The organism is Rhodospirillales bacterium, from assembly GCA_016699855.1.
Classification (GTDB): Bacteria; Pseudomonadota; Alphaproteobacteria; order Reyranellales; family Reyranellaceae.
Genome location: CP064988.1, coordinates 3393457 through 3418334 on the forward strand (window position 1 = coordinate 3393457; position 24878 = coordinate 3418334).

The 24878-nt window shown below is 69.9% G+C and carries 23 protein-coding genes and 1 pseudogene; 9 read left to right on the forward strand and 15 right to left on the reverse strand.

Translation table 11 applies throughout. The features are described from left to right. Position 1: 1 nt before the first annotated feature. Positions 2-640: a nitroreductase family protein gene (locus IPK81_15965; GenBank protein ID QQS11086.1), complete on the reverse strand. Its 639-nt coding sequence runs from the start codon at positions 638-640 to the stop codon at positions 2-4. A 104-nt stretch (positions 641-744) separates the two neighbouring features. On the opposite strand from IPK81_15965, the gene IPK81_15970 reads away from it, so the two are divergent. Beyond that, positions 745-3225 (forward strand): amidohydrolase family protein, encoded by a 2481-nt coding sequence (locus IPK81_15970; protein QQS11087.1) that lies wholly within the window; start codon positions 745-747, stop codon positions 3223-3225. A gap of 10 nt (positions 3226-3235) precedes the next feature. Here IPK81_15970 and IPK81_15975 read toward each other — a convergent pair whose 3' ends face one another. From IPK81_15975 to IPK81_15990, 4 genes are all read right to left on the reverse strand, one after another. After that, positions 3236-4306: an LLM class flavin-dependent oxidoreductase gene (locus tag IPK81_15975; protein ID QQS11088.1), complete on the reverse strand. Its 1071-nt coding sequence runs from the start codon at positions 4304-4306 to the stop codon at positions 3236-3238. An 89-nt stretch (positions 4307-4395) separates the two neighbouring features. Next, entirely contained in the window at positions 4396-5538 is a 1143-nt protein-coding gene (locus IPK81_15980; protein QQS11089.1) for an acyl-CoA dehydrogenase family protein, read from the reverse strand. A gap of 38 nt (positions 5539-5576) precedes the next feature. After that, a complete protein-coding gene (locus IPK81_15985; protein QQS11090.1) occupies positions 5577-5996 on the reverse strand; it encodes a cupin domain-containing protein in 420 nt (139 codons plus the stop codon). 141 nt (positions 5997-6137) lie between these two features. Continuing rightward, on the reverse strand, positions 6138-7475 hold the full coding sequence (locus IPK81_15990; GenBank protein QQS11091.1) for an extracellular solute-binding protein: 1338 nt from the start codon (positions 7473-7475) through the stop codon (positions 6138-6140). A gap of 247 nt (positions 7476-7722) precedes the next feature. On the opposite strand from IPK81_15990, the pseudogene IPK81_15995 reads away from it, so the two are divergent. Then, positions 7723-9394 (forward strand): annotated as a pseudogene (locus IPK81_15995) (amidohydrolase family protein). A gap of 51 nt (positions 9395-9445) precedes the next feature. Continuing rightward, complete coding sequence (locus tag IPK81_16000) at positions 9446-11158, forward strand: thiamine pyrophosphate-binding protein (GenBank protein QQS11092.1); 1713 nt, start codon at positions 9446-9448, stop codon at positions 11156-11158. A gap of 75 nt (positions 11159-11233) precedes the next feature. Here the strand turns inward: IPK81_16000 and IPK81_16005 are convergent, their stop codons facing one another. The 4 genes from IPK81_16005 to IPK81_16020 all read right to left on the reverse strand — a co-directional run bounded on the left by IPK81_16005 (position 11234) and on the right by IPK81_16020 (position 13960). Then, positions 11234-11566, reverse strand: coding sequence for an H-NS histone family protein (locus IPK81_16005; protein ID QQS11093.1), 333 nt, complete (start codon positions 11564-11566; stop codon positions 11234-11236). A 127-nt stretch (positions 11567-11693) separates the two neighbouring features. Then, positions 11694-12293 carry an alkylhydroperoxidase domain protein gene (locus IPK81_16010; protein ID QQS11094.1) on the reverse strand — a complete coding sequence of 200 codons (600 nt, stop codon included), beginning with the start codon at positions 12291-12293 and terminating at the stop codon, positions 11694-11696. A 7-nt stretch (positions 12294-12300) separates the two neighbouring features. Further along, positions 12301-12906, reverse strand: coding sequence for a CMD domain protein (locus tag IPK81_16015; GenBank protein QQS11095.1), 606 nt, complete (start codon positions 12904-12906; stop codon positions 12301-12303). 19 nt (positions 12907-12925) lie between these two features. Continuing rightward, on the reverse strand, positions 12926-13960 hold the full coding sequence (locus IPK81_16020; GenBank protein ID QQS11096.1) for a putative FMN-dependent luciferase-like monooxygenase: 1035 nt from the start codon (positions 13958-13960) through the stop codon (positions 12926-12928). 349 nt (positions 13961-14309) lie between these two features. On the opposite strand from IPK81_16020, the gene IPK81_16025 reads away from it, so the two are divergent. The 3 genes from IPK81_16025 (at position 14310) to IPK81_16035 (ending at position 16044) form a co-directional block, all read left to right on the forward strand. Then, complete coding sequence (locus IPK81_16025) at positions 14310-14759, forward strand: SgcJ/EcaC family oxidoreductase (GenBank protein QQS11097.1); 450 nt, start codon at positions 14310-14312, stop codon at positions 14757-14759. Positions 14760-14984: 225 nt separating this feature from the next. Next, positions 14985-15620, forward strand: a complete 636-nt coding sequence (locus tag IPK81_16030) for a heme-binding protein (protein QQS11098.1) — start codon at positions 14985-14987, stop codon at positions 15618-15620. A 133-nt stretch (positions 15621-15753) separates the two neighbouring features. Next, complete coding sequence (locus tag IPK81_16035; GenBank protein QQS11099.1) at positions 15754-16044, forward strand: cytochrome c; 291 nt, start codon at positions 15754-15756, stop codon at positions 16042-16044. Positions 16045-16693: 649 nt separating this feature from the next. Here the strand turns inward: IPK81_16035 and IPK81_16040 are convergent. The 5 genes from IPK81_16040 to IPK81_16060 form a co-directional block, all read right to left on the reverse strand. Beyond that, entirely contained in the window at positions 16694-17176 is a 483-nt protein-coding gene (locus IPK81_16040; GenBank protein ID QQS11100.1) for a transposase, read from the reverse strand. A gap of 105 nt (positions 17177-17281) precedes the next feature. Beyond that, on the reverse strand, positions 17282-18160 hold the full coding sequence (locus IPK81_16045) for a hypothetical protein (protein QQS11101.1): 879 nt from the start codon (positions 18158-18160) through the stop codon (positions 17282-17284). 463 nt (positions 18161-18623) lie between these two features. Further along, complete coding sequence (locus IPK81_16050) at positions 18624-19577, reverse strand: nitronate monooxygenase (GenBank protein ID QQS11102.1); 954 nt, start codon at positions 19575-19577, stop codon at positions 18624-18626. 20 nt (positions 19578-19597) lie between these two features. Further along, the gene (locus tag IPK81_16055) at positions 19598-20626 is read right to left on the reverse strand and encodes a methyltransferase domain-containing protein (protein QQS11103.1); all 1029 of its coding nucleotides are present in this window, start codon (positions 20624-20626) and stop codon (positions 19598-19600) included. A gap of 131 nt (positions 20627-20757) precedes the next feature. Further along, a complete protein-coding gene (locus tag IPK81_16060; GenBank protein QQS11104.1) occupies positions 20758-21537 on the reverse strand; it encodes a DUF169 domain-containing protein in 780 nt (259 codons plus the stop codon). Positions 21538-21757: 220 nt separating this feature from the next. Here IPK81_16060 and IPK81_16065 point away from each other — a divergent pair, with 220 nt between their 5' ends. The 3 genes from IPK81_16065 to IPK81_16075 all read left to right on the forward strand — a co-directional run bounded on the left by IPK81_16065 (position 21758) and on the right by IPK81_16075 (position 24344). Next, positions 21758-22261 carry a hypothetical protein gene (locus tag IPK81_16065; GenBank protein QQS11105.1) on the forward strand — a complete coding sequence of 168 codons (504 nt, stop codon included), beginning with the start codon at positions 21758-21760 and terminating at the stop codon, positions 22259-22261. A 14-nt stretch (positions 22262-22275) separates the two neighbouring features. Beyond that, positions 22276-23043 (forward strand): enoyl-CoA hydratase/isomerase family protein, encoded by a 768-nt coding sequence (locus IPK81_16070; protein QQS11106.1) that lies wholly within the window; start codon positions 22276-22278, stop codon positions 23041-23043. Between the two features lie 290 nt (positions 23044-23333). Beyond that, entirely contained in the window at positions 23334-24344 is a 1011-nt protein-coding gene (locus IPK81_16075; GenBank protein ID QQS11107.1) for a hypothetical protein, read from the forward strand. A 57-nt stretch (positions 24345-24401) separates the two neighbouring features. On the opposite strand, the gene IPK81_16080 is transcribed toward IPK81_16075, so the two are convergent. Further along, complete coding sequence (locus IPK81_16080) at positions 24402-24776, reverse strand: H-NS histone family protein (GenBank protein QQS11108.1); 375 nt, start codon at positions 24774-24776, stop codon at positions 24402-24404. Positions 24777-24878 lie beyond the last annotated feature (102 nt).

Here is a 24878-nt window from a genome sequence, read left to right on the forward strand (position 1 = left end):
GCTATCCGGCCCGGTACGGCTGTCCCCAACGCTCCGAGAACACGACCTCCGACAGTTCGCCGCGGCCCACGGGCCCGAACTTCCCCATGGGATAGCCGATCGGCAGGATGGCGTAGGAGTGCACGCCTTCCGGCAGGCCGAGCGCCGCCTCGGCCTCCTTCTCGAAGAGCAGATGGCGCGTGGTCAGGGTCGAGCCGAGGCCGAGCGCTCTGGCCGCCAGCAGCATGTTCTGCACCGCCGGATAGATCGAGGCGCCCGCCATCCGGTTCGGCGTCGGGCCGTCCTCGAGGCAGGCGACGATCCACACCGGCGCCTCGTGGAAGTGCTCGGTCAGATATTCGACCGCGTGGTGCTGGCGCTGGAACCGCTCCTTGGTCACGCCCGGCGGCGTCGGGCTGCTGGCGTAGCGCGGTCCGATCACCTCGTCGAAGGCGCGCTTGTAGAACACTTGCACCGCCTTCTTGACCGCCGGATCCTTGATCACAAGAAAGCGCCATTTCTGCGCGTTGCCGCCGTTGGCGGCGGAGATGCCGGCCTCGAGGATCTTGACGATCAACTCCTCCGGCACCGGGTCCGGACGCAGCCGGCGCATGGCGCGCGTCGTGCGCATGATCTCGAACACATCGTTGTCGTCCGGCATGGCGTTCCCTTCCTTTGGCCCGTCCGCTGCGGGCGCGGGCCGTAGTCTGGGGCCGGGCGCGGAAACGCGCTAGCCTGCGCCGCCGGGTGAGGGAGGAAGCCGCTATGAAGATCGTCGACGCGCAGGTCCACATGTGGGCCGCGGGTCCGCCCAGCGGCCATCACCGGCAGGTCCCTCGTTTCACCGCCGACGAGCTTCTGGCGGAGATGGCCGCGGCCGGCGTCGACGCGGCGCTGATCCATCCGCACCTGCCGTGGGACCCCGGCGCCAACGAGCTGGCCTGCGCGGCCGCGCTGGAGCGGCCGCACCGCTTCGCGGTGCTCGGTCAGCTCGCGCTGGAACGGCCGGAGAGCCGCGCGTTGATCGACACATGGCGTGATCGGCCGGGCATGCTGGGCCTGCGGTTCTCGCTAACCCGCCCGGAGGAGGAGCGCTGGCATGTCGACGGCACGATGGATTGGCTGTGGCCGGCGGCGGAGCGCGCCGGGCTGCCGGTCGCGACGATGGCATGGCGGTTCCTGCCGACGCTCGCCTCGATCGCCGAGCGCCATCCGGCGCTGCGGCTGATCATCGACCATTGCGGGCTGGTGCGCGCCGCCAAGGGGGAGGCGGCTTTCGCAAAACCTCGACCAGCTTCTCGCCGTGGCGCGGCTGCCCAACGTCGCGCTGAAGGCCACCGGCGCGCCCGGCTATTCGACCGCGGCCTACCCGTTCCGCGACATCCACGACGGGCTGCGCCGGATCTACGACGCGTTCGGCCCCGACCGGTTCTTCTGGGGCACGGACCTGACGCGGATGCCGTGCACCTACCGGGAGTGCGTGACGATGTTCACCGAGGAGTTGTCGTGGCTGCGCGGCGCCGAACTCGCGAAGGTGATGGGCGCGGGCCTGTGCGATTGGATCGGCTGGCGCGGTCCGTTCGAGGCTACCGCGGACGACGCCCGATGATGGCGGCGCGTCTGGCCGTGGTATGGCGTTGGTTCGACGCCACGGTCCTCGATCTCGGCCGCCAGTTCCGGTTGTCGTACCTGCCGCCGCTGATGGTCTACCTCGCGGCCGGCGTGTCGGGCCTCACGGCCATCGTCGGGACGTTCTTCGTCAAGGAGCGCCTCGACCTCTCGGCGGCGACGCTGGCCAGCCTCGCGTTCTGGGCCGGCATCCCGTGGGCGCTCAAGATGCCGCTGGGCCACCTCGTCGATCTGATCTGGCGGTGGAAGGCGGCTCTGGTGTACCTCGGCGCCGCGCTGATCGCGCTCAGCCTCGGGATCATGTACGGGCTCGTCGTCGATCCCGACCGCATGGCGGCGATGGCGCGGCTGGAGGCGTGGTACGTCGCGAGCGTGCTGCTGGCGCCGGTGGGCTACGCGCTGCAGGACGTCGTCGCCGACGCGATGACCGTCGAGGCGGTGCCGTCGGTCGACGGGGCGGGCGAGCCGCTGCCCGACGCCGACGTCAAGGCGATGCACACGACGATGCAGACGCTGGGCCGCGTGGCGATCATCTCGGGGCTGGCGCTGGTCGCGGTGTTGAACATCGGCATGTTCGCCGGCGTCGAGCGGATGACCCCGGACGAGAAGCTGGCGACATACGCGCGCATCTACCTGATGGCGCTGGCGATCCCGGCGATCTCGGTGCTCGGCGTCGTCCTCGCTTCCGCGATGCGCGCACGGCGCGCCGCGGGGCTGCGCGCGGCCGGGACGCCGGCGGCGCGGATCGCGGAGCTCCTCGACGCGGGCGGTGGGGAGACGCGGCCGAACTGGTGGATTCTCGGCGGCGGCGCGGGATTCGCCATCTTCACGCTGACGGTGGGGCTGGCGTCGGTGCCGTTCGACCAGGAGATCATCTTCGCCGGCTCCATGGCCATCGTGCTGTTTCTGATGGCCCGTCTGGTGCGCGAGCTGCCGGAGGAGGCGCGTGGGCCGCTGGTCGGCACCGCCATCATCGTGTTCGTGTTCCGCGCCACGCCGCTGCCGGGGCCGGGCGTGGAATGGTGGCAGATCGACGTGCTCGGCTTCGACCAGCGTTTCCTCTCGGTCCTGAGTCTCATCACCTCGGGACTGGCGCTCGCCGGCATGGTGGCGCTGCGGCCGCTGATGGCGCGCGAATCGATCGCGCGCGTCGTCGTCATGCTGACCGTGGCGTCGGCGGTCCTGATGCTGCCGTTGATCGGCCTCTACCACGGACTGCACCACTGGACGTCTCGCCTCACCGGCGGCGTGGTCGACGCGCATTTCATCGCCGTGCTGAACACCGCGCTGGGATCGCCGCTCGCCCAGGTCGCGATGATCCCGATGCTGGCGTGGATCGCGCGCAACGCGCCGGCGCACCTCAAGGCGACGTTCTTCGCGGTGATGGCCTCGTTCACGAACCTCGCGCTGTCGGCGTCCGGACTGGGCACGCGCTACCTCAACGAGATCTTCACGGTCACGCGCGAGATCCGCGACCGCGCCAGCGGCGCGGTGACGGTCGCGGCCGACTACGCTCAGCTCGGCCACCTGCTCGTCGCCGTGCTGGCGCTGACCGTCGCGCTGCCGCTGCTCGCCGTCGCCGTCGTGCAGGCTTCCCGGCTGCGCACCACGCAGTGAGAGGGCGCCCCTACGCCGCGCGGGCGTGGGGCAGCACCTCCTTCTCGAACAGCGCGCGGCCGAACGCGGCGTCCTCGGCGTCGGCGCCGCGCGTGGAGCCGCTTGTCGCGATCTTGTCGAGCCCGAGCGCCGCCAGCTCGCGCAATCTCGCCACGCAATGGTCGGGCGGCCCGGCGATGGCGAACCGGTCGACGAAGGCGTCGGTCAAGGTGCCGGCCTGCCGCGAGTCGCCCCGCGTATGGGCGCGCATGTCGTAGGATTCGCGCAGCGTCTTGAGGACCTCGCGGTCCTTGTCGGCCAGCGGGCCGCTGGCGCGGCCGTGCATGACCGAGAACCGCGCGAAGGTCGTCAGCCCGCCGCGGACGAGGCCGCGCGCCCGGGCGACGTCGGTGTGGCAGCCGCAATTGACATAGGCGCCGAAGGCGATGGCGTCGGGATCGAGACCGGCCTCCCTGCGCGTCCGGCGCGCCAGATCGATGCCCCACGCGACGCGCTCGACGTCGGCGCCGAGGGTGAACATGATCCGGTCGGCGTGCAGCGCCGACAACGCGATCACCTTCGGGCCGCTGGCGGCGACCTCGACGGGGACCTTCGGGCCTTCCGCGATCCAGCCGATGCGGCTGGCGGGCGGCGCGGCGGCCAGCTCCAGCTCCGACATCGGCGGCGCGAACTCCAGCGGGATATCGATCTCGTCGAACGGCACGGAGCCGCCGGCGAGGTAGATCTGCAGGTGGCGGAGATAGCGTTCGAACTGCGCCAGCCGCGCCGGCGCGCGGCCGAGATGCGCCAGCGCCGAGTCGCCGCGGCCGATGCCCATCACGGCGCGGCCGTTCGACACGCGGTTCACCGAGGTTATGGAGTTCGCCGTGACGGCCGCGTGGCGGGTTACGGAGTTGGTGACGCCGGTGCCCAGTCCGAGCGTCGTCGTGACCGTCGCGGCCAGCGCCAGCGAGATGTACGGATCGCCCGAGAGGTTCTGGGAGTCGACGACCAGCAGGCCGTCCCAGCCCGCCTCCTCGGCCTGCCGCGCGATGCGCGTCGCGCCGCGTCCCGACGCCACGTTCGTCGTCCACAACTGCATCGGACCGTTCCTCCCGCTGGCGCGCCCCGCCGTTCCGGGAGGTTGTGTGGCACCGGCCGCCGCCGGAATCAATCGCGGGCCCGGCGGTCCTAGAGGTCGAGGTCGTCGAGATGGCGCGAGATGACGATGCGCTGCACCTCCGAGGTGCCCTCGTAGATCTGGTAGACGCGGACGTCGCGGTAGATCTTCTCGACCGGATAGTCGTTGAGGAAGCCGTAGCCGCCGTGGATCTGGATCGCCTTCGAGGCGACGCGCTCCGCCATCTCCGAGGCGAACAGCTTGGCCATCGACGCCTCGCGCGCGCAGGGCTGGCCGCGATCCTTGAGCCCGGCGGCGTGCAGGTAGAGCTGGCGCGCCGCCTCGATCTGCGTCGCCATGTCGGCCAGCATGAAGGCGACGGCCTGGTGCTCGACGATGGGCTTGCCGAAGGTCACCCGCCCGCTGGCGTAGGCACGGGCCGCTCTCAACGCCGCGCGCGCCCCGCCCGTGGCCTGCGCCGCCACGCCGATGCGGCCCGCCGACAGATTGGCCAGCGCGATGCCGAGACCGCGGCCGGGCTCGCCGAGCACGTCGCTGGCCGGCACGCGCATGTCGTCGAACGCGATCTGGCAGGTGTCGTTGGTGCGATGGCCGAGCTTGCGCTCCTTGCGCAGCACGCGGTAGCCGGGATTGGCGGTCGGCGTGATGAATGTCGTGATGCCGCGCTTGCCGGCGTCCGGATCGGTGACGGCCACGATCATCGCCAGATCGGCGGTGGACCCGGCGGTGATGAATGATTTGTGTCCGGCCAGCACGTAGTCGCTACCGTCGCGCCGCGCCCTCGTGCGGATGGCCGCCGCGTCCGAACCGGTGTGCGGCTCGGTCAGATGGATGCAGCCGACCCATTCGCCCGACGTCAGCCGCGTCAGGTACTCCGATTTCTGCCGTTCGGTGCCGTATTCCTGCAGCGCCGCGGCGACCGGCGAGTTGTTGGCGGCCATCATGTTGGAAAGACCGCCGTCGGCGGCGGAAATCTCCTCGATCGCCAGCGCGTAGGCGGTGAAATCGGCTCCGGCGCCACCCCATTTCGGATCGATAGTCACGCCCATCAGGCCGGCCTCGGCCATCTTGCGCAGCACCGACCGCGGCGCGCCGTCGCCGCGGTCCCATTCCGCGGCGAAAGGCGCGATCTCGCGGGCCGCGAAGGCGCGCGCCGCGTCGCGTATCTGCCGTTGCTCGTCGGTCAGACGCATGCGCGGACGGCGGCTGCGGCCCGCCTACACGATATGCGCTACGACGCTTTGCCCGGCGGTTCGCAGGGGATCGTGCCCATCTGCGCCGGGACGGAGACCTCGAGGATCTCCAGATCGTCCGACGTGGCCGTCTCGTTGTGCCGCATGCCGCCGGGGATCAGCAGCGACTCGCCGGCGTTCATGCGGATCTTGCGGCCATCCTCGAACTCGAGGTCGACCCAGCCCTTCAGCGCGTAGACGAACTGCGCGTCGCACACGTGGTAGTGCCAGCCCGTGGGCCGGGTCATGCCGACCGAGGCCGACATGATCTGCGCCCGCATCAGGCCCTGGGTGGCGTCCGCGACGAGGAGGTCGCGATACTGGAAGAACTCGCGGCGGCCCGGCACCAGCGGCGCGGTGTCCGCCGTCGCATGCGCGAGCTTCGTCGCGGTCTTGTCGGGGGCGATCGGGCTGTCCATGGCGTGTTCCTCCGTTCGACGGCGGCAGCGACGGCTCCGCACCGCGCATCCAACTGGGACATTCAGCCCCATCCCGCGCGTTTGCAAGACCAGACCGCGCCGCCGCCGGGCCTCCACCGGCGGCGGCGGATCGCCGCGAGCCTAGCGCGAGAAGCCCTCGATCTCCTTGGCCGCCCAGTCGAGGGTGGCTTCCATCGCCTCGCCCTTGAAGTGACGCACGACCATCTGCGTCTGGATCGCCTGGACGTAGATTCCCTCGCCGATCTTGTGCGGCGCCGGCGCGCCGGCGATCGACAGGATCTGGTGGTCGTAGGGATTGGGATAGTGGTAGAGCGTGCCCTTCGGCGGGCCCTCGTCGGCCCAGGTCTCGAGCGTCGTGAGTTTGGAAAACGACGGGATGTCGTAGCCACCGCTGGCGGTGACCAGCTTCTCGACGGACGCTGGCCGCGAGAGGTAGGTGATCGCGCTCTTGGCGGCCGCCTGGTTCTTGCTGAAATTCCACACGCCCCAGAAATAAGGCACGAACGGCGCGTAGCGGCCCCTGGGTCCCGCGGCGAAGCCGTGGCTCCAGAGCTGCTCCGCGATCTTCGGCGCGTCGCGCTTCGCCACCGCCCAGGCGCTCGGCGGGTTCATGATCAGCGCGCCCTTGCCGGACACCAGCCACTTGTTGTTCGAGGCGTCGTCCCACGACGGCGCGTCGGGCGGCAGGAACGCCATCAACCGCTTGTAGTAGTCGAGCGCCTGGCGGACCGCGTCGCTCTTGACCGTGATGTCGCCCTTGGCGTTCACGAGCTGCGCGCCGAAGCCGTGGAAGATGGCGCCGGCGGTGTCGACGTTGTCGGCCGTCGTGCCGACGCCGATGCCGAAGGCGTGGCCTCCCTTGCTGCAGGCCTCCGCGGCCTTCAGGAACGTGTCGAACGTCCACGCGTCGGCCTTCGGAGGCGCGCCGGCGGGGTACATCGCCTTCACGTCGATGCCCGCGAGATCCTTCATCAGGTCTATGCGCGAGCACGGCCCCTTGATCTGGCTGCCGATGGTCGCCGGCACCGCGAGCCACTTGCCGCCGACTTTTCCGAGATACTCGACGGTGGCGTTGACGGCGCCGTTCTCCTTGATCAACGGCTCCATCACGTCGTTCATCGGCACGAGCTGGTTGGCGTACCGTCCCGGCAGCCATGTCGAGAACGCGAAGACGTCGTGTCCGGACTTCGCCTGCGACTCCGCGGCGCCGGTCAACAGCAGCTTGTTGCCCTGCGACGTGATGTAGTCGATCGAGACCTCGACCTTCTCCTTTTCTCCCCATTCCCTGATCAGCGCCTCGCTGGCCTTGTTCGCGCCGGGGACCCAGTGGTCCCACATCGCGAAGGACAGCTTGCCGGCGGCGTGCGCGCCGCGCGTGAACGGCGCGGCGAGCACGGCGCCCGACAACGCGGCCGAGCCGCTGGCGAAACGACGTCGTCCAATCGACTTCCTGGTCATTGATGCCTCCCTGTGGCCGCCCGGCGTCCGGGTGGATCGCGGGGCTATCGCCCGCGTCGAGGCGGGACGGCGGTCCTCGACGGGACCTTGCCGTCGACGCTAGGCCGATGGTCGCGGCCGGGCAACGCGGATTCCGTGAGCGAGCGAACGCACGGAATCCGCCGGCTGGTGGCTGTCCGGCGAGATTCGCATTCGTCCGTTCGGGGCCGAAGGGAGTACGGTCGGCCGTGTCCCGCGGGAGGAAACGATGAGCTACGACCTCGTGATCAAGAACGGCACCATCGTCGACGGCACCGGCGCGGCGCGCTACCGGGCCGATGTCGCGATCGCCGGCGGCAGGGTCGCCGAGATCGGCAAGGTGACGGACGGCGCCAAACGCGTCGTCGACGCCGACGGTCTGGTGGTGGCGCCGGGCTTCGTCGACCCGCACACCCACTACGACGCGCAGATCTGCTGGGACGGCGCGGTCACGCCCTCGTCCTGGCACGGCGTGACCAGTGTCGTGATGGGAAATTGCGGCGTCGGCATCGCGCCCTGCAAGCCGGAGACGCGCGAGATCGCGATGAAGGACCTCGTCAACGTCGAAGGCATCCCGTTCGACGTGCTGAACAAGGGCATCACCTGGGACTGGGAGACGTTTCCGCAGTTCATGGACGCGGCCGGCCCGGCGGCCGTCGTTGAACCTCGCCTTCATCGCGCCGCTCACGCCGTTCCGCCACTACGTCATGGGCGAGGCGTCGATGGAGCGGGCGGCGACGCCCGAGGAGACGGCGGGGATCGCGACGCTGATCGGCGAGGCGGTCGACGCCGGCGCGCTGGGTTTCTCCAGCACGACGCTGAACCAGCACATGGGCTTCGAAGGCAAGCCGCTGGCCTGCCGCAACGCCAGCCGCGAGGAGTTGAAGGCCTACGCCAACCAGCTCAAGTCGCGCGGCAAGGGCGCGATCGAGATCGCGCTCACCCGTCAGGTCGGCGTTCTCGAGGAGGACCAGTGCGAGATGCTGGACTTCCTGCTGACGGAGAGCGGGCGGCCGGTGACGTTCATCGCCCTGTTCGACCGCGACGACATCCCCGAGGCGGTGCGCGACACGCTGCGCCGGGCGGCGCCGATGATCGCCAAAGGCGCGCGGCCGCAGACCTCGCCGCTGCCGCTGACGCGCGAGGTCGACATGAAGAACCCCTTCGCCTTCGCCGCGTTCCCGGCGTGGAAGCGGGTTTTCGCCGACATGTCCGCGGAGGCGCACAGGCGCGTCTACGCCGATCCGGCGTTCCGCGCGGAGTTCCGCGACAACTTGCGGAATCCGACCGGCTTCAGCAACTGGGGCCGGATCGGAGTCCACGCCGTCAAGAACCCGGCGCTGCGATCGATGGAGGGTAGATCGGTCGCCGCGATCGCGCTGGAGCAGGGCAAGGACGGTGTCGACGCGTTCCTCGACCTCGTGCTCGCCGACGATCTCGAATGCGAGCTCACCATGGCGTCGTGGAACACGCGCGAGGACCGCATGCGCGAGCTGCTCAACGACAAGTCGATCCTTATGGCGCTGGGCGACGGCGGCGCGCATGTCGACATGCTGTGCGACGCCGGCTACCCGACCTACCTTCTGGGCACGTGGGTGCGCGAGAAGGAGGCGATCACGCTGGAGGAGGGCGTGCGAAAGCTGACCTCCGATCCGGCCGATCTGTTCGGACTGAAGGACCGCGGTCGACTCGTCGAGGGCGCGCCGGCCGACGTGGCGATCTTCGATCCGGCGAGCATCGGTTCGAGCAACCACGGCGAGCGGCGCTACGACCTTCCCGGCGGCGCCAAGCGCATCGTGATGCCGTCGCGCGGCGTCGAGTACACGGTCGTGAATGGCGCCGTCACGTGGGAGCGGGGCCGCCTCACGGAAGCGAAGGCCGGTAAGGTGCTGCGGGGATAGACGCGCGCGCCGGCGCTGGCGCGCGCCGGCCGCGATACGGGAGGATTGATCATGACCGGCGAAACCATGCGCGAAGGCGGCATACGGCGCATACCGACGCACCAGGCTCTTGCCGAGGACATCAAGGCGCTCGGCGTCGAGCAGGTGTTCGGCCTGATGAGCGACGACACCGCCGTGTTCGTCACCGGGCTCGACAGCTCGGGCGTGCGCTTCTACGGCGCCCGGCACGAGAACAACGCCATCGCCATGGCGGAGGGATACGCCTTCGCCACCGGCAAGCTCGGCATCGCGGTGATCGGCCGCGGCCCCGCCACCGCCAACGGCATGCACGCCGCCACCTACGCCAACCGCACCGGGTCGCGCGTGCTGATCATCTACGGCGAGGCCGCCGCGCCGGGCGCCGCCGCCAACGCGCCGGGCCCGGACTACAAGGCGTTCAACGCCCTGGGCGTGCTCGGCGCCGCCGGCATCCGCACGTTCACCGCCAGCGGCCCCGCCGCCGCGCGCGGCGCGCTCGCTGACGCGGCCGCGACGGCGATGCGGGGAGAACTCGCCGCGCTGCTGCTACCGGTCAACGTGCAGCTCGCCGACATCGAGATCGCCGCGGGCGTGCCGCCATCGACGCCGCGCTCGGCGCCCGCGCGACCGGTGGCGCCGCGACCGCAGGCGGTCGAGGCCGCCGCCGACCTGCTGCGCCGTAGCCGCAAGCCGCTGATCATCGCCGGCCAGGGCGCGCATTGGGCCGGCGCGAAGCCGGCCATCGAGGCGCTGGCCGAGCGGACCGGCGCGCTGCTCGTCACCACGGCGCGCGCCAAGGACATGTTCCGCGGCAATCCCGCCGATCTCGGCGTCATCGGCTCGTTCTCGCATTCCGCCGCCCGGGGCCTGATCGACCAGGCCGACTGCGTGCTGGCGTTCGGCGCCAGCCTCAACATCCTCACCATGAGCTTCGGCAACGCGCTGCCGGACGCGCCGCTGATCCAGGTCGACGCGCGGCGCGGCAACATCGGCCGCTGGCAGCCCGCCGACGTGGCCGTGGTCGGCGACGCGCGCCTCGCCGCGGAAGCGCTGCTGGTGGCGCTGCCGGAAGGGTCGAACGCGGAGCGGCCGTTCCGCTCGGAGGAGACGCGCCGGTTCCTCGCCGGCTTCGATCTCGCCAAGGACTTCCAGCCAGCGAACACCGCCCGCACGGTCGATCCGCGCGCGCTGGGCGCGGCGCTCGACCGGCTGCTGCCGCCGCGGCGCAACCTGGTCTACGACGCCGGAAACTTCCTCGGGATCGTGCCCTATCTCTCGGTGCCGGGACCGCAGCATTTCAAGTTCACCAGCGATTTCGCCTCGATCGGCATGGGCTTCGGCACCGCGCTCGGCGTCGCCTGCGGCCGTCCCGACGAGACGACCATCCTGGTGATCGGCGATGGCGGCTTCCTGATGACGATGGGCGAGCTGGAGACGGTGGTGCGCGAGGACCTGCCGCTCGTCATCGTGCTGATGAACGATTGCGCCTATGGCGCCGAATTGCATTTCCTCAAGATGCGCGGTCTGCCGGTGGCGAAGTCGGTGTTCCCCGACGTCGACTACGCGCCGGTCGCCGAAGCGTTCGGCTTCCGGGCCGCGACCGTGCGCACGCTCGAGGAACTGGAGAAACTGGCGCCGCTGCTGGCCAAGCCGGACGGGCCGATGTTCCTCGACTGCAAACTGAACGCCGCGATCGCCGCGCCGTTCATGAGCGAGGTCCATGAGCACGAGACGCGGCGGCGCTAGGCCGCCGGCGGCGCGTCCGGGCGGCGGCGCGGCGGCGGATGCCGCTGCCGCGCCGCTATCTGGTGCGGACCGCCCCTAGATCGCCAGGTCTTCGAGCTTCTTGCCGCTCTTGAGGGCGGCAACGACCCACCTCGGCTTGCTGCCGCGTCCCGCCCAGGTCTCGCTCTTGTCGGCGGGGTTACGGTACTTTGGCTTCACCGTCCGCGTTTTCGCGCCCTTAGCGCCCTTCGACGCCGCCGGACGGCCTTTCATCGCCGCCGTCACATCGGCCATCGTCAGCTTGTATTTGCGCACGACGGCTTTCAGTTGCTTGACGCCGGGCTTTTCGGCCTTCTTGAGCTTGTCCGCCCGGGCCTGGAGGGCGCGGATCTTGGCTTCGATGGTTTTGAGCGAGGCGGCGCGGGGCATATCTTCTCTTCCGGAAAGGTGGTCGACCGCCCGGTAAAGTCGCCGGGCGCCCTTTGGTCCTAAGTCGAATCGGCTCCCGAGACAAGGTGCGAAATGGTGCGGTCCGGCGCGAACGCCTGATCCGGCGTCAGGGCGCGGCCGGCTCGCCCAGCGACAGCATCAGCCGGTTGGCCCAGTTGAAGAACGAGGCGGCGTTGATCACGTCGACGATCGCGGCGTCGTCGAGGCCTGCCTGCCGCAGCGCGTCGACATGCGACGGCGCGAACGCGACAGGTGTCGAGGTGAGGGCCACCGAGGCCGCGACGATGGCGTTCCAGCGCGCGTCGAGATCGGCGCCGACACCCTCGGCCAGCAGCCTCTCGACCTCCGGCACGCGCTTGGAGTAGGTCGCGGCGAAACGCGCGTGCACCGAGGCGCAGTAGATGCAGCCGTTGTGGCGCGAGGCCGCGGTGGCGGCGAGCTCCCGCTCGGCGCGCGGCAGGCCGGCCTCCGGGTTGTAGAAGATGTCCTTATCGGCGCGCGTGCGGGCCTCGAGCGCGTCGGGGTCGCGGGCCAGCAGACGGAAATACGGCGACTTGGCGCGCGCGGCGTCCACCAGGCTGGCGTGGTGGCGCGGCGTCAATTCGGCCTCGGTCAACGGCTCGATCCACGGCAGCCAGTCGAGCTGGTCGCGGGTGAAGACGACGGGCTCCGTGTGCGGCGGCGGCGTCAGCGTCCTGTCGGTCATGTCGGCCTCACGCGGAAAGCATGGGAGCGAGCGTCCTCAGGCCGGCGACGACGCGGATCTGGAACGCCAGGAAGGAGACGAGCTGCGACAGCGTCACGATATCCGTCGTCGACCACCCGGCGTCGAGCAGCGACTGCAGCGACGCCGCCGCGGCGTCGCGCGGATGGAATACCAGCATGTGGACGTGCTCGAACGCGGCGGTGAGGCGCGCGCCGAGCGCGTCGGCCGTGTCGCCGGCGACCTTGTAGACGGGGCCGGCCGCGTCCTCGACGCTGAGCGGACCCTCTGGATAGTGGCCGTAGGGCCCGGTGGCCGATCCGGCGGCGACGGCCGCGGCGACGGCTGATCGCAACGTCGGCGGCGCGCCGGAGGCCGCGAGCCTCGTCCCGTAGAAATCGCTGGTCTCCGGGCGGCCATGGAGGCCGGCGACGAAGGCGGCCACCGCGAAGCGCTCCTGCGCCGTGACGCCGCCGGACGACGCGGGTTCCATCAGCGCGAGATAGCTCAGCTGCGCGTTCCTGCGCGCCTCGGCTCGCAGGGCGCGGATCGTGTCGAGGCGCGAACCCGGCGCGATGCCGGCCAGCGCGTCGATCACGTCGGAAGTCGTCGCCATCGTGCCGTCCCTCCTTGGATCATGCGACCTTGCGGACGCCGGCCGCGTCGTCGCGCGTCCAGCCCAGCGCCGGAGCCACCTTGTCCGCCATCAGCTCGATCGAACGCAGGATATGGGGATGGGGCGGGTCGATGGAATGGACCTGCATGGTGAGATCCGTGGCGCGTTCGAGCGTGCTGTCGGCGAGCAATGATCCGACCACCTCCGAGGGCGTCCCCATATGGACGTCGAAGGACTTGACCAGGTCCTCGAGCGAACCTCTGGCTACCGGCATGCCTGCCTCGGCGTGCTTGTCGACGAGGCTCATGAGGCCGGCCTTGGCGAACCGGACGGCGTCCTCGCGGTCGTCGGTGGCGAACACCGTGCGCGACGCGAGGATGCGCGGCGTTACGCCTCCGGGCAGCGCCGCGAGATACGCGTCGATCATCGGGTTCTGGATGTCGGCCAGCGTGGCGTCGGGCCGGTCCAGCGGCCGCGGCTGGGTGCGCGAGAGCATCAGGCCGTCGCCCGCCAGGCCGGCGCGCCGCGCGCCCTCGACCGTGAAGGTCGCCTGCCAGATGCGGCCGACGAGAGTCGGGGCCGGGGGATACAGCCGGTCGCCGCCCGGCAGCGCGCCACCCGACCAGGCTGTGCGCAGGACGTCGAGGTGCTCGGAGAAGAGGCGGTGGCGTTCGCCGCTGGCCAGACCGAACGCGGCGAACGCCGTCATGTTGCCGCCCGGCCCGACGCCGACCTCAAGGCGGTGGCCGCACATCAGGTCGAGGACGGCGGCGTCCTCGGCGACGCGGATCGGCAGTTCGAGCGGCAGCGTCACGATGCCCGTGCCGAGGCGGATGCGCGAGGTGTGCGCCGCGAGGTGGGCCAGGAAGACGAACGGCGCCGGCAGGCCGCCCTCGGCCTCATGGAAGTGATGCTGGGCGATCCACGCCGAGTCGAAGCCGCTGCGCTCGGCCTGCGCGACCTGCTCGGTCACGAGGCGGTAGCGTCCGGCGGCGTCGGTCTTGTCGAGCAGACGGGAGAAGAACCCCAGGCGCTTCGGCGTGGTCTTTGTCATGTCGGACCCACCCTCGCGCGGAGACCGGCGCCACGCAAGGGCTGGTGCGGTCCGGCACGATCGCCACCCGGCTGCTGGTGGAGCTGTGCATGGAGCCGCCAGCGGCGGTCGAGGCGGTCCGCGCCGCGCGCCCCGGCGCGATCGACCGGCACGTGAACGACGAGCGGCGGGTCGCGGACGCTCGGCTCGATTGTCTGCTCATTGGCGTCGAACGGGGCGGACGCCTCCTGATCCTCCGACCGAGTTGTCGAGAGCTTGCCGGTCCAGATGATCTCGTCCCACTCTTCCCTCCTCCCGGATACACCTCGTGTCCGGTGCGGCAGGAGTTTCGTGACAGGAGGACCTGATCTTGCGGAGATCGGATTGGACTATCTCGATCGCTCTTCTTGTTCTCGCGCCTGCCATCGCGGCGGCGGGGCCGGCGGAGGACGCGGGCGCCGTCATCGACCGTTGGGCGGCGGCGTACAGCGCCAACGACCGCGAGGCGTTGGTCGCCCTCTACACGCCGGACGCGATCCTGCTGGGCACGACCAGTCCGGTGGTGTCGAAGGGCACCGAGGACATCCGGAAGTACTTCGAGGCACTTCCCGGCAGCGGCCGCAAGAACGCGATCGGCGAGCGCGATCTCGTCGTCCTCGGACCGGACGTCGTGCTCGGCACGGGGTTCTACACGTTCGCGCGGCGCGAGCAGAACGACGAGCCGCGGCCCTCGCGCTTCACCATGGTCGTGGTGAAGCGCGACGGCCAGTGGCGGATCGCGCACCACCATTCCTCGCCGCGCGCCGCCAAGCGGCAGTGAGCGCCGCTGGCGCCAACCCACTCCTGCCGCCGCCATCGCGGCCGCGGACGATCGCCAGCGCCTTGGGGTCGAAGTCGATCGGCGCGCTCGCCGGCGGCCGATCGACGTTCTGGACAGTGGCGACGGCCGTGGGGCGGACGCCTCCTGATTTTCTGCCCGCGACAGGGAACGGGGAGGTGGCCACCGCGTTCACTAGGATCGGGGCGCACCAACGGACGCGAGAGAATGTGGCAGGCGATTTCGTACTACGGCGTGCTCGCGCTCGAGTCGGTGTTCGGCGTCTTCGGCGTCCGGCTCAACGAGGAGCCGCGCTACGAGGTGATCGATCGTCTCGGGGATCAGGTCGAGATACGGCGCTACGGGCCGCGCCTCGCGGCCGAGGTCGAGTCGCCCTCCACCGGCGAGGCGGGACGCGGCGAAGCGTTCCGGCTGTTGTTCGCATACATCGCGGGCGCCAACCGCGCGGCAGGGTCGGGAAGCGACCGGATCGCCATGACCGTGCCGGTCGAGGTGCGCGACCGGGAACGGGTGGCGACGGCCGTACCGGTCCAGACCTCGCGGGCGGACGGGCGCGTGCGGATGAGGTTCTTCCTGCCGGCGAAGCTCAGCCGCGAGAACGCGCCGACGCCCGTCGACGGCCGGGTGCGACTCGTCACGATGCCCGCCGCGACGATCGCGATCCTGAGATACTCCGGATCGGGGATCGACCGGGCGCGGCGCGAGGCCGAGCTGACGGCGGCGCTCGCCCCATCGCCGTGGCGGCCGTCGGACGAGCCCTCCACGCTCAACTACGACGCCCCCTTCACGCTGCCTTTCCTGCGGCGCAACGAGGCCGCGGTCGCGGTCGAGAAGGCGCCCTGACCGCGACGGCGACAGGCGTGGTCCCTCCGGCGCCGCGCGCCCGGAAGACCCGCGCTCTCCCGCTCCCCCGGGCGACGACCGGTGATCGACAACCTACGCTTGGCAATGGATGGTGAGACAGATGCGAAGATCAATGGCGGTGGTGGTGGCCTTGGCGCCGCTGGCGTTACCGGCGGCCGCGCAGGATTCCCCGGTCGGAAGCCGTCTGGCCGCGCGCTGGTGCGTGGCATGCCACGTCGTCGAACCCAACCAGCGCAAGGCTACCGACAACGCGCCCACCTTCTGGGAAATCGCCGCCCGGTCGGGCACGACCGCGGAATCGCTCGATCGATACCTTTCCAGAGGGCACACGCTGATGCCCGACTTCTCGCTCAGCTCCCAGGAGCGCGACGCGCTGGTCGCCTACATCCTCAGCTTGCGCTGATATCGGCGAGCCACCGCGGAACGTCACCCGCGCAAGGCTGGTGTCGGCGCGACGCCGACGTGAACGCAGACGTCGAGGCTCCCCGCGCTGTTCGACGACGCCACGGCCGATCTCTCGGCGATGACCATCGGAATGCGCGCGGCTCGCGGCGATCGCGCGCCCTCGCGGGCACGCCAGACACGCGATTCCGCCATGTTCGGTCGATCCCGGCGCGGCACGACGGTTCCGGTTCCGCAGGCCGTGCGTCGCGTACCGACACTGCCCATTCGGGGCCCGGATAGAAGGCCGGAAACAGCGCGCGATACGGCCCGTCACGGAGGCCATTCCGTGGCGCCCGGTGTCGCGTCCACGCGCGGAAAAGCGCGCCATGGCGGGCATTTGCCACTGCGCGGATAGGTAGATAAAATATATCGCAATGCAATGGCGGTGGGTGCAGTCCACGGCGAACCATTCTCCACGGTCAATTCCCTGCTATCAGGGTAATTAACAGGGAATCGGCCCGGATCGGACCACCGCCGGCCTCCACGGGCGTTCGAACGCGCCGGAATATCAGCGCGTTACCGGGCAATTCCCTACGTCAGCGAACAGGGAATTTCCGGTGGCGGAACAGGGAAGCGCCCAAGCGGAGCAGGGAGTCCGCGAAGCGGCCTCAGCCGTCGACCAGCACGTCGATCTCCGCGAGCGCCGCCGCGAGCCGGTCCCGCGCCGCGAGCAGCCTCAGCCCGGCGACGATCCGGCCGCGTCCGGCCATCGCGAGGACGGTGTCCAGCACCTCGTCCGAGCGCGCGACCAGGGCGATCAGATGTTCGCCGCTCGGACCGTTGGTCCCGGCCAGCCAGTTCTTGACGGTGCGCTCGCTCGTGGGCCTGTCGCGGAACACAGGCGCTGGTTGCGTCGTGGACGCACGGTGCGAGATTGGCGGACGCGCCGTGCGGTCTGCCGTGGTGTAGTCCCCGCGCCAGGCGGCCAGCGCCGCCCGGGCATGCGCCAGCGAGGTGAGCGGCGTCTCGTCGAGCGGTTCGTCGCGCGGGCGCCCGCTGAACGATTCGATGAAGGCGTTCCGCCGCGGTTTGCCGGGCGCGGTGTGGCGCCAGTCGACGCCGCGCTCCTGCGACCAACGCAGGATCGCCATGCTGGTCGGCTCGGTGCCGTTGTCCGACACGCAGCCCAATGGCCTGCCAAGCCGGCCGCCGAGCCCGTCCGCGATGGTCCGATCGCGGGGGCGAAGCCGGCCTGGTCAGCGATCCGGTCTGGTCAGCGATAGTGTCCCGATCGCCGACCCTTGGCCGCGGGCCGGGGTTTCGTCGTCGACCGGGCCGTTCGCGCCGGCTCCTCCATGAGCGCCCGCATCTCGCCGCCCCGGGTCCGCCACCATTCGTGCAGGATCGACACGTCCCATCCGATGCAGAAGTGGCGGACGCCCATATCGATATAGGCCGCCGCGCGGGCAGGATCCGACAGCTCTACGCGCGGGTGCAGACCCTTGCGGAGCGCGGTCTCGATCGTCAGGCGCTCCGCCGCGACCACATCGGGATGCGCGAACTGGCCGGCGCGGCCGATGCTCATCGCGTAGTCGGCCGGCCCGAACTGGACCATGTCGAGGCCCTTCGACCGACAGGATGGCGTCGATATCCTCGACGCACTCGCGCTTCTCGACCATGATCGCGACGACCACGTCGTCCAACGCTTTCACGTACGCCGGCGATCCGGCTTCGCGGATCGTTCCGACGTCGCGGCGCATGCCGACCCCCAGCCTTCCCAGTCCGGTCGGCGTCTCCGCCCGGGTCGCGCGCACGCACGCGACGGCGTCGTCGACCGTGCGCACGTCGGCGAACAGCAGGCTCTGGAACCCGGAGCCGATCGCGCGCATGGCCTGGTGTGTCCATTGCGTCTGCTCGAGCTTCATCATGCCGCAGAGACCGGCGACCTCCAGCGCGCGGCCGAGATTGTCGAGGTCGTGGAGGTCGAAGGGGGCGTACTCGGCGGTGAATTCGACGTAGTCGTAGCCGCCGGCCTGGCCGATCAGTTCGATGAGCGTCGGCCAGGCGGACAGGATGTGGGTTCCGAGCGTCCCAAGGCCTGCGTCGAGGCGTTCGCGCAAGAGGTTGTGGCGCATTCTGGATACTCCATCGCGCGTCGGGCCCCGCGCGCGACGTCTGCGCATTGTGGCGTCGCTCCGCGCCGGGCGGCAAGAGGAGCGCCCACATGTCGGCCTTGGGCCGCGGTACCCGCCGGGCCTGGGTGGCCCCGCCGGCCCGTCGGGGTCCGCACGCTAGGGCATCGAGGGCCTGGACGACGCCAGCCACAGCCGCTCGCGATCGGCGCAAGCCATGGTCGTCCCGAGTCCGTTGGCTCCAACTAGTGGCATCACCGTTCCGGGAGCCGCCGACGCCACGACCGACCCGAGGGACGCGGCCCGCGCCAGGCACTCCCCTGAAGCCAGTGTCCGCTCCGGGTCGTTGGCGTCGTTTCGATCTTCCGGTCGTCACCCCGGGTCCACTTCGAGGACCGGATTTCGGCTCGTGCTCCGCTCGATCGCTTCGTGCCGCTTCGAACACCCATGCCGATGGTCGTGGAGATCAGGCTCTCGCCACCGCCGGCATCCGCTCCGCGAGCCGCGCGGCGTCGGCAAGCATGCCGTCGATGAGCTCCCGGACCGGCACGACGTCGGATATCATCCCGGCGATCTGGCCGGCGGCGGATTGGCGACGGTCCCCATTGGCCTCCACGTAGCGTGACCCGCGCACGCGGCGCTTGAGCTCCGTCAGCTCGACACCGTCCGCATGTCGAGAGAGCGCTTCCTCGTAGGCGGCGATCTCGGGCGTCTTGATGCAGCGCACCGTGGCGCCGGTCATCGCGCGGGTGACGATGGTGTCGGTCTCCCGCATCGAGAGGAGCCGCGCGCGGCCCCATTCGTTCAGGCCCGATTCGGTCGTCGCCATGAAGCGGGTGCCCATCTGGACGCCCACGGCGCCGAGCGCGAACGCGCCGAGGAACCCGCGCGCGTCGCCGATGCCGCCGGCGGCCACAACCGGGATCCTCACCGCGTCGACGACCTGCGGCACGAGCGGAAGCGTGGAGATCGTGCCGACGTGGCCGCCGGCCTCCGATCCGGAGGCCACGACGGCGTCGACGCCCTCGCCCTCCATGCGCCGCGCATGCTCCACGGTCGGGATCACGGAGACGACCCTGATCCCCGCCGTCTTGAGCCGGCGCACGATGTCCTCGCCGGGATCGGCGCGTCCCGTGGTGACCACGGGAACGCCGAGCTCGATGCACGTCGCCGCGCACCGTTCGGTGATGCCGCGGCCCATGGGCATGATGTTGACCCCGAACGGCCTCGTCGTTCGCGCGCGCACGCCGGCGATATCCGCCCTGAGCTTCTGGTCGGTGCCGCCGAACGTGGGCAGCACGCCGAGGCCGCCGGCCTCGCTCACGGCCGCCACGAGGTCGACGCCGCCGCCGCCCTGCATGGCGCCCTGCAGGATCGGATACCGGATGCCCAGCAGATCGCAGATGACGGTGTGGAACATGGGAGGCGCTCCGTCGTTCGTCATTTCGCCTTGGTGCCGGTGACGCGGCCGAGCGAACCGGGGATGAAGTCGTGCAAGCCCACGTCCGCGAAGCCGGCCGCGCGGAAGTAGCCGATCACATCCGCCTCGGAATGCGCGAGGCCGAGCGAATCGCCTACGGCCTGACCCAGGCCCCAGTAGGCCGGCCCCCAAGGCCCGGTGCGCTCGTCGTTGGTCATCTCGCCGACGAGGTGCATCTGCCCGCCGGGCAAAAGGGCGTCGTGGGCCTTCTTGACGACGCTCGCTATCATCTCCCGGCTGTACATGGGCAGATTGGAAGCCATGATCGCCACGTCGCAGTCGGTCGGGAACGGATCGCGCGTGAAGTCGCACGGCTGGGCCTCGACGCGGTCGGCGACGCCGTTCTCGGCTATGAACCCGCGCGCCACCTCGCAGACCACGGGCAGGTCGAGCACGACGGCGCGGATGGCGGCGTGCTCCTTCGCGGCGGCGATGCAATAGGCCCCGGAGCCGCCGCCGATGTCCATGACGCGCCGGCGGCCGCGGAGGTCGACCTGGTGGACGAAGCGGCGGCCCGCGCCCATGCCGATCGAGTAGGTCGCGTCGTGGTAGCGGCGGGCGTCGGCGACGGTGAAGGTCTCGATCGAGCCCATCACCTTCAGATCCTTGACGCGGATGTGCTCGCCCAGCCGTCCCCATTCGTTCCACTGCGGCTTGGTGAACGTTATCCAGGGGCCCATGTAGCCGCGCTTGCCTTCCACGAGGAAGCGCTCGACATCCGGGGCGTTCTTGTGACGGCCCTTCGCGTTCTCGAGGAGTCCGGCCGCGCACAGCATCACCATCAGCCGCTCGGCGTTGGTCGGGTGGATGTCGACGGCCTGCGCGACCTCCTGATAGGTCCGGGCTCCCTCGCTGATCGCCGTGAAAACGCCGACCTCGACCGCCGCCATGAGAGCGGCGGACTGGCCGTAGGACTGGGCGACGTTCTGCAGCCGCACGGTGGTGACGTTCATGCCGTCCGCCTGTGGTCTCTCGTCCCGCTTCGTCATGGCGTTCTCCTGGATCATCGTATCGAGCGGCGCGAAGTCGTTCCACGAGGAGGAACGTCGCGTCGACGTGGGAGCGGAAACGCCTCGGCCCGGTGGACCGTCCCGTAACGACGGCCTCCCGACCTTCGACGTCAGGCGTTGGCGCCGCGTTCCGGATAGCTGACGCCCATGCCGGCCCGCACGTCCTGCTGGATGCCGTATTGGGGGAACGGGTAGCGGAAGCCATTCTTGGCCAGCGCTTCCATGCCGGCGATCGCCTGGGCGAGCTGATCCGGCGGCAGGGCCATCAGCATCTCGTCGTCGAGCACCCCGCCGTAGCGGCGCTCGGCGAAGCAGGGGATCGACAAACTGGCCTCGCGCGTCTTGAGCGCCCGGCCCCAGGAATCGGCGCAGGCCGATTCGCCGACGACGCCCCAGTCGAACTTCCTGTAGCCCGACCACTGCATGCCGTTGATGAAGTACATCATCGCGCCGGGGGTGGCGTAGAACAGCGCGATGTCCGGCGGATCGAGCCGACCGCTGGCCAGCGGCGAGACGACCATGGCCTGATAGGTGCCGTCGGCGACGCAGTTCATCGCCGATTGGTGCGCGTTGGCGTCCTGCGGCGTCTTGTACCAGACGCCAACCATCTGTTGGCCGGACCTCCACTTGTCGTCCTTGGCGTTGCCGAGGCCGATCACCGCCCGGCACTGGGCGCCCACCAGGTTGTCCGCGGTGACGCCGACGGTCCAGCCAAGCCGAGCGGCCTGCGCCACGACCTGGTCGAACGCGTGGACGGCCTTGGGCCGGCGGATGCGCGGAATCGCCTCCATGTCCTCGGCTCGTTCGAACAGTTTCATGGCGAAAGGCGGCGTGCGCAGTTTCAATAGGCGCTCAAGATCGGCGGCGGTCCTCGTCCAGTCGGCGCTCATCTCGTTGTCCCTCCGGTGGGTGCTTTCCGACGCTGCGCGTCGCGGCATCATGCCAGCGCAGCCAAGCCACCCGCGCCCGGGCGGCGCAGGGCAGATCTGCGCGTCGATCATCCACCTCGGCGAGATTCGGCGCGAATCAGGAATTGAATTCCCGCTTCGCCTGCCATTGTATGGGCGGACAAGCCCGCAGGAGGCGCGGCGACCCGGGTGGAGGATGCGAATGGCCTATACTCTGGAGCGGCTGAGCGCCGATATCCGCGAGGCGCTGGAGGCCGATTCGGGCCCGGATGGCAAGCGGGCGGTCTGCGCCTTGGTTTCGAAGGCGCTGCGCGACGAGGAATTCATCGCCAAGCATCTGACCACCGAGCAGTGCCGCCCGCGCAAGGTGCTGTACGAGGATCCGACGCTCGGCTTCTGCGTCTGCGGCCACGTGTACGAGAGTCCGGCGCATGGCGCGCCGCACGATCATGGCTCCAGCTGGGCGATCTACGGACTTGCCGTCGGCGATACGGAGATGACCGACTGGCGCATCGTCAAGCGAGGCGAGGGTGACGCCCCGACGCTCGTCGAGCCCGTCAGAACCTATGTCATGAAGCCGGGCGACAGCCATTTCTACGACGTGGGGGCCGTCCACTCGCCGAAGCGCGACGGCCTCACCAGATTGGTGCGCATCGAAGGCGCCAACCTCGACCGCGTCCAGCGCTCGAACATCAAGGCGGCTTGAGGGAGGGATACGCCATGAAGCTCGACTATGTGACCATCGAGAAGCGCGGCGGCATCGCCATCGTGCGCTTCGACCGCAAGGCCAATCTCAACGCCTTCGACGAGAAGCTGGTGGTCGAGCTGACACAGGCGGCGCGCGGCTTCCACGACGACCTGGAGACCCATGCCGTGGTGCTCGCCGGGGCGCCCAACGCCTTCTCCGCCGGCTTCGACCTCAAGGCGACCGACGGCTGGACGAGCGAGACCGACGACCTGAAGCGGCGGCAGCGCGCCTATGGCGGCGTGCGCCTATGCAAGGCGTGGGAAGCCATGCCTCAGATCACCATCGCCGCCATGGAACGTTTGGCGGTCGGCGCCGGCGTCGCCATCGCGCTTGCCTGCGACTGGCGCGTGCTCGGCAAAAGCGCCTACCTCTACGTGCCGGAGGTGAAGATCGGCCTCAATCTGCAATGGGGCGCGCTACCGCGGCTGATCAGTCTGGTCGGACCGGCACGCGCCAAGCGCATCTGCATCCTTTGCGAGAGGATGCCGGCGGCCAAGGCGCTCGAATGGGGACTGGTCGAGGAACTGGCCGAGGACGGGGGGACCATCGACCGGGCGTTGGAACTGGCCGAGGTGGTGCTCTCGATGCCGGCGCCGACGGTGCGCATGGTCAAGGAGGCGGTCAACGCCACCGCCGGCGCGCTGCACGCCGCGACAGCCTTCGCCGACGCCGACCAGAGCCAGCTCACCGCGACGTTTCGCCAGGCCCGATCGGCGCGGGACACGTTCCGCAAATCCTAGGGCCATGACCCATTGGTCAGAGCCGGAAATCGCGACCGCTTCCGGGATCTCGTCGCCTATCCCGTCCTCCCGTCGCCAAGGGGGTTCGTCCCGCGTGGATAGTCGTGGTCGTGGATGGAGTCGGGAGGCGCCGCGCACCGCCTCTCCGGACCGGCCTTTGCGGCCGCCGTGACCGTGGCCGTGGCGCTGGGACCGGTGCCGACCTAGTCTCGGGGTCGAGAGTTTTCCCGTTCCGGGACGATGTGCCGCGCCGGCGCTCGAAAGGATTTGGCGAGATGAGGCGATCCAGATTGCCGCGCGACCGTGGTCACCGGGATGCCCGGATCCGGGGTCTGGTCAGCGTCAACGGCTTCGACCTCGATCTCGCCGTCGACGGAAAATCCGTGGAGGCCGCCTGCTGCAACGCGTCCGGCTGGGTCGCGGGAACGATGAACGACGCCGACGGCTCCGCCCGCGGCTTCCTCTGGCGGAATGGCGTCTGGCATCCATTCGACGCCACGCTGCCCGGGCAGCCGCCGGAGCGCGCGTCCACATCCGTGTACTGGATCAATGCCGCCGGTCAGCTTGTCGGCCGGTTGACGGACGTCGAAGGAAGCGGCCCGGGCTTCCTGTGCACGCCCGGTTCGCCCGAGCGCCCGGGGGAGGGGACCTCCGTCGAACTCGCCGTGGATGGCGCGGCGGACGCCATCCCTCAATGCGTGAACGCGGCGGGAGTGGTGGTCGGCTACGCGGAGGTCGCGACGAAGGATGGCGAAGCGGTCCGGGCGTTCGCGTGGCATGGAACCACGCCGGTTCCGATCACGCCCGCGCCGGGATCGTCGGCGACCCTGGCGATCGCCATCAACAACGCGGGCGTGGTCATCGGATACTACAACGACGACGCGTCGGGCCGTGTCGTGGGGTTCCTCTGGCGGGCGGGCGAGACCGTGATATTGGATGTCGCGGGCGCCACGCATACCTACCCATCCGGCATCAACGACGCCGGACAGGTCGTCGGCCATAGCTGCGGCGCGGACGGAGCGCGGGCCTTCCTCTACGACGGATCGTTCCGATCGATCCATCCTTCCCTCGTCGGAGTGGAATGCCACGCGACCGCCATCAACGACGCGGGCGATGTCGTGGGCGACTATAGGGATGGCGACCGGTGGATCGGCTTCGTATGCCGCGCCGGAGGCTTGACGCCCATCGCGCGGCCGGGCTCCGCCATGACCATTCCCTACATGATCGGCGCCGGCGGCATGGTCGTGGGCTACTCGACCGTCCCCGGTGGGCGGGCCGCGCTTCCACGGTCCGCGCGATAGGGGATCAATGCGCGGTCCGCGGCGGCTCCCGCGCTCCTTGGCGCGGTCGCGCGCCGGCTAGATCGCCAGATCCTCCAGCTTCCGGCCGCCCTTGAGCGCGGCCACGACCCATCTCGGCCTGCTGCCGCGCCCCGCCCAGGTCTGGCTCTTGTCGGCGGGGTTGCGGTACTTCGGCTTCACTTTCCGACCCTTGACCTTACTTGCGCCCCTGATCGCGGCGGGACGCCCCGCCATCGCCGCCGTCACGTCGGCCATCGTCAGCTTGTATTTGCGCACGACGGCTTTCAGTTGCTTGACGCCGGGCTTTTCCGCCTTCTTGAGCTTGTCCGCCCTGACCTGAAGGGCGCGGATCTTGGCTTCGATGGTTTTGAGCGAGGCGGGCCGGGGCATGCTGCTGATACCTTTGTCGTGGTCGGGCGTGCGCAAAAGCAATCTGGCGCGCCGTGGTCCTATGTGAAATAGCCCCTGAGGACAAGGTGCGAAGTAAACATTCCCTTCCGAGAAGCCCGCCAGTGCCATGAGAAAGCCAATGGC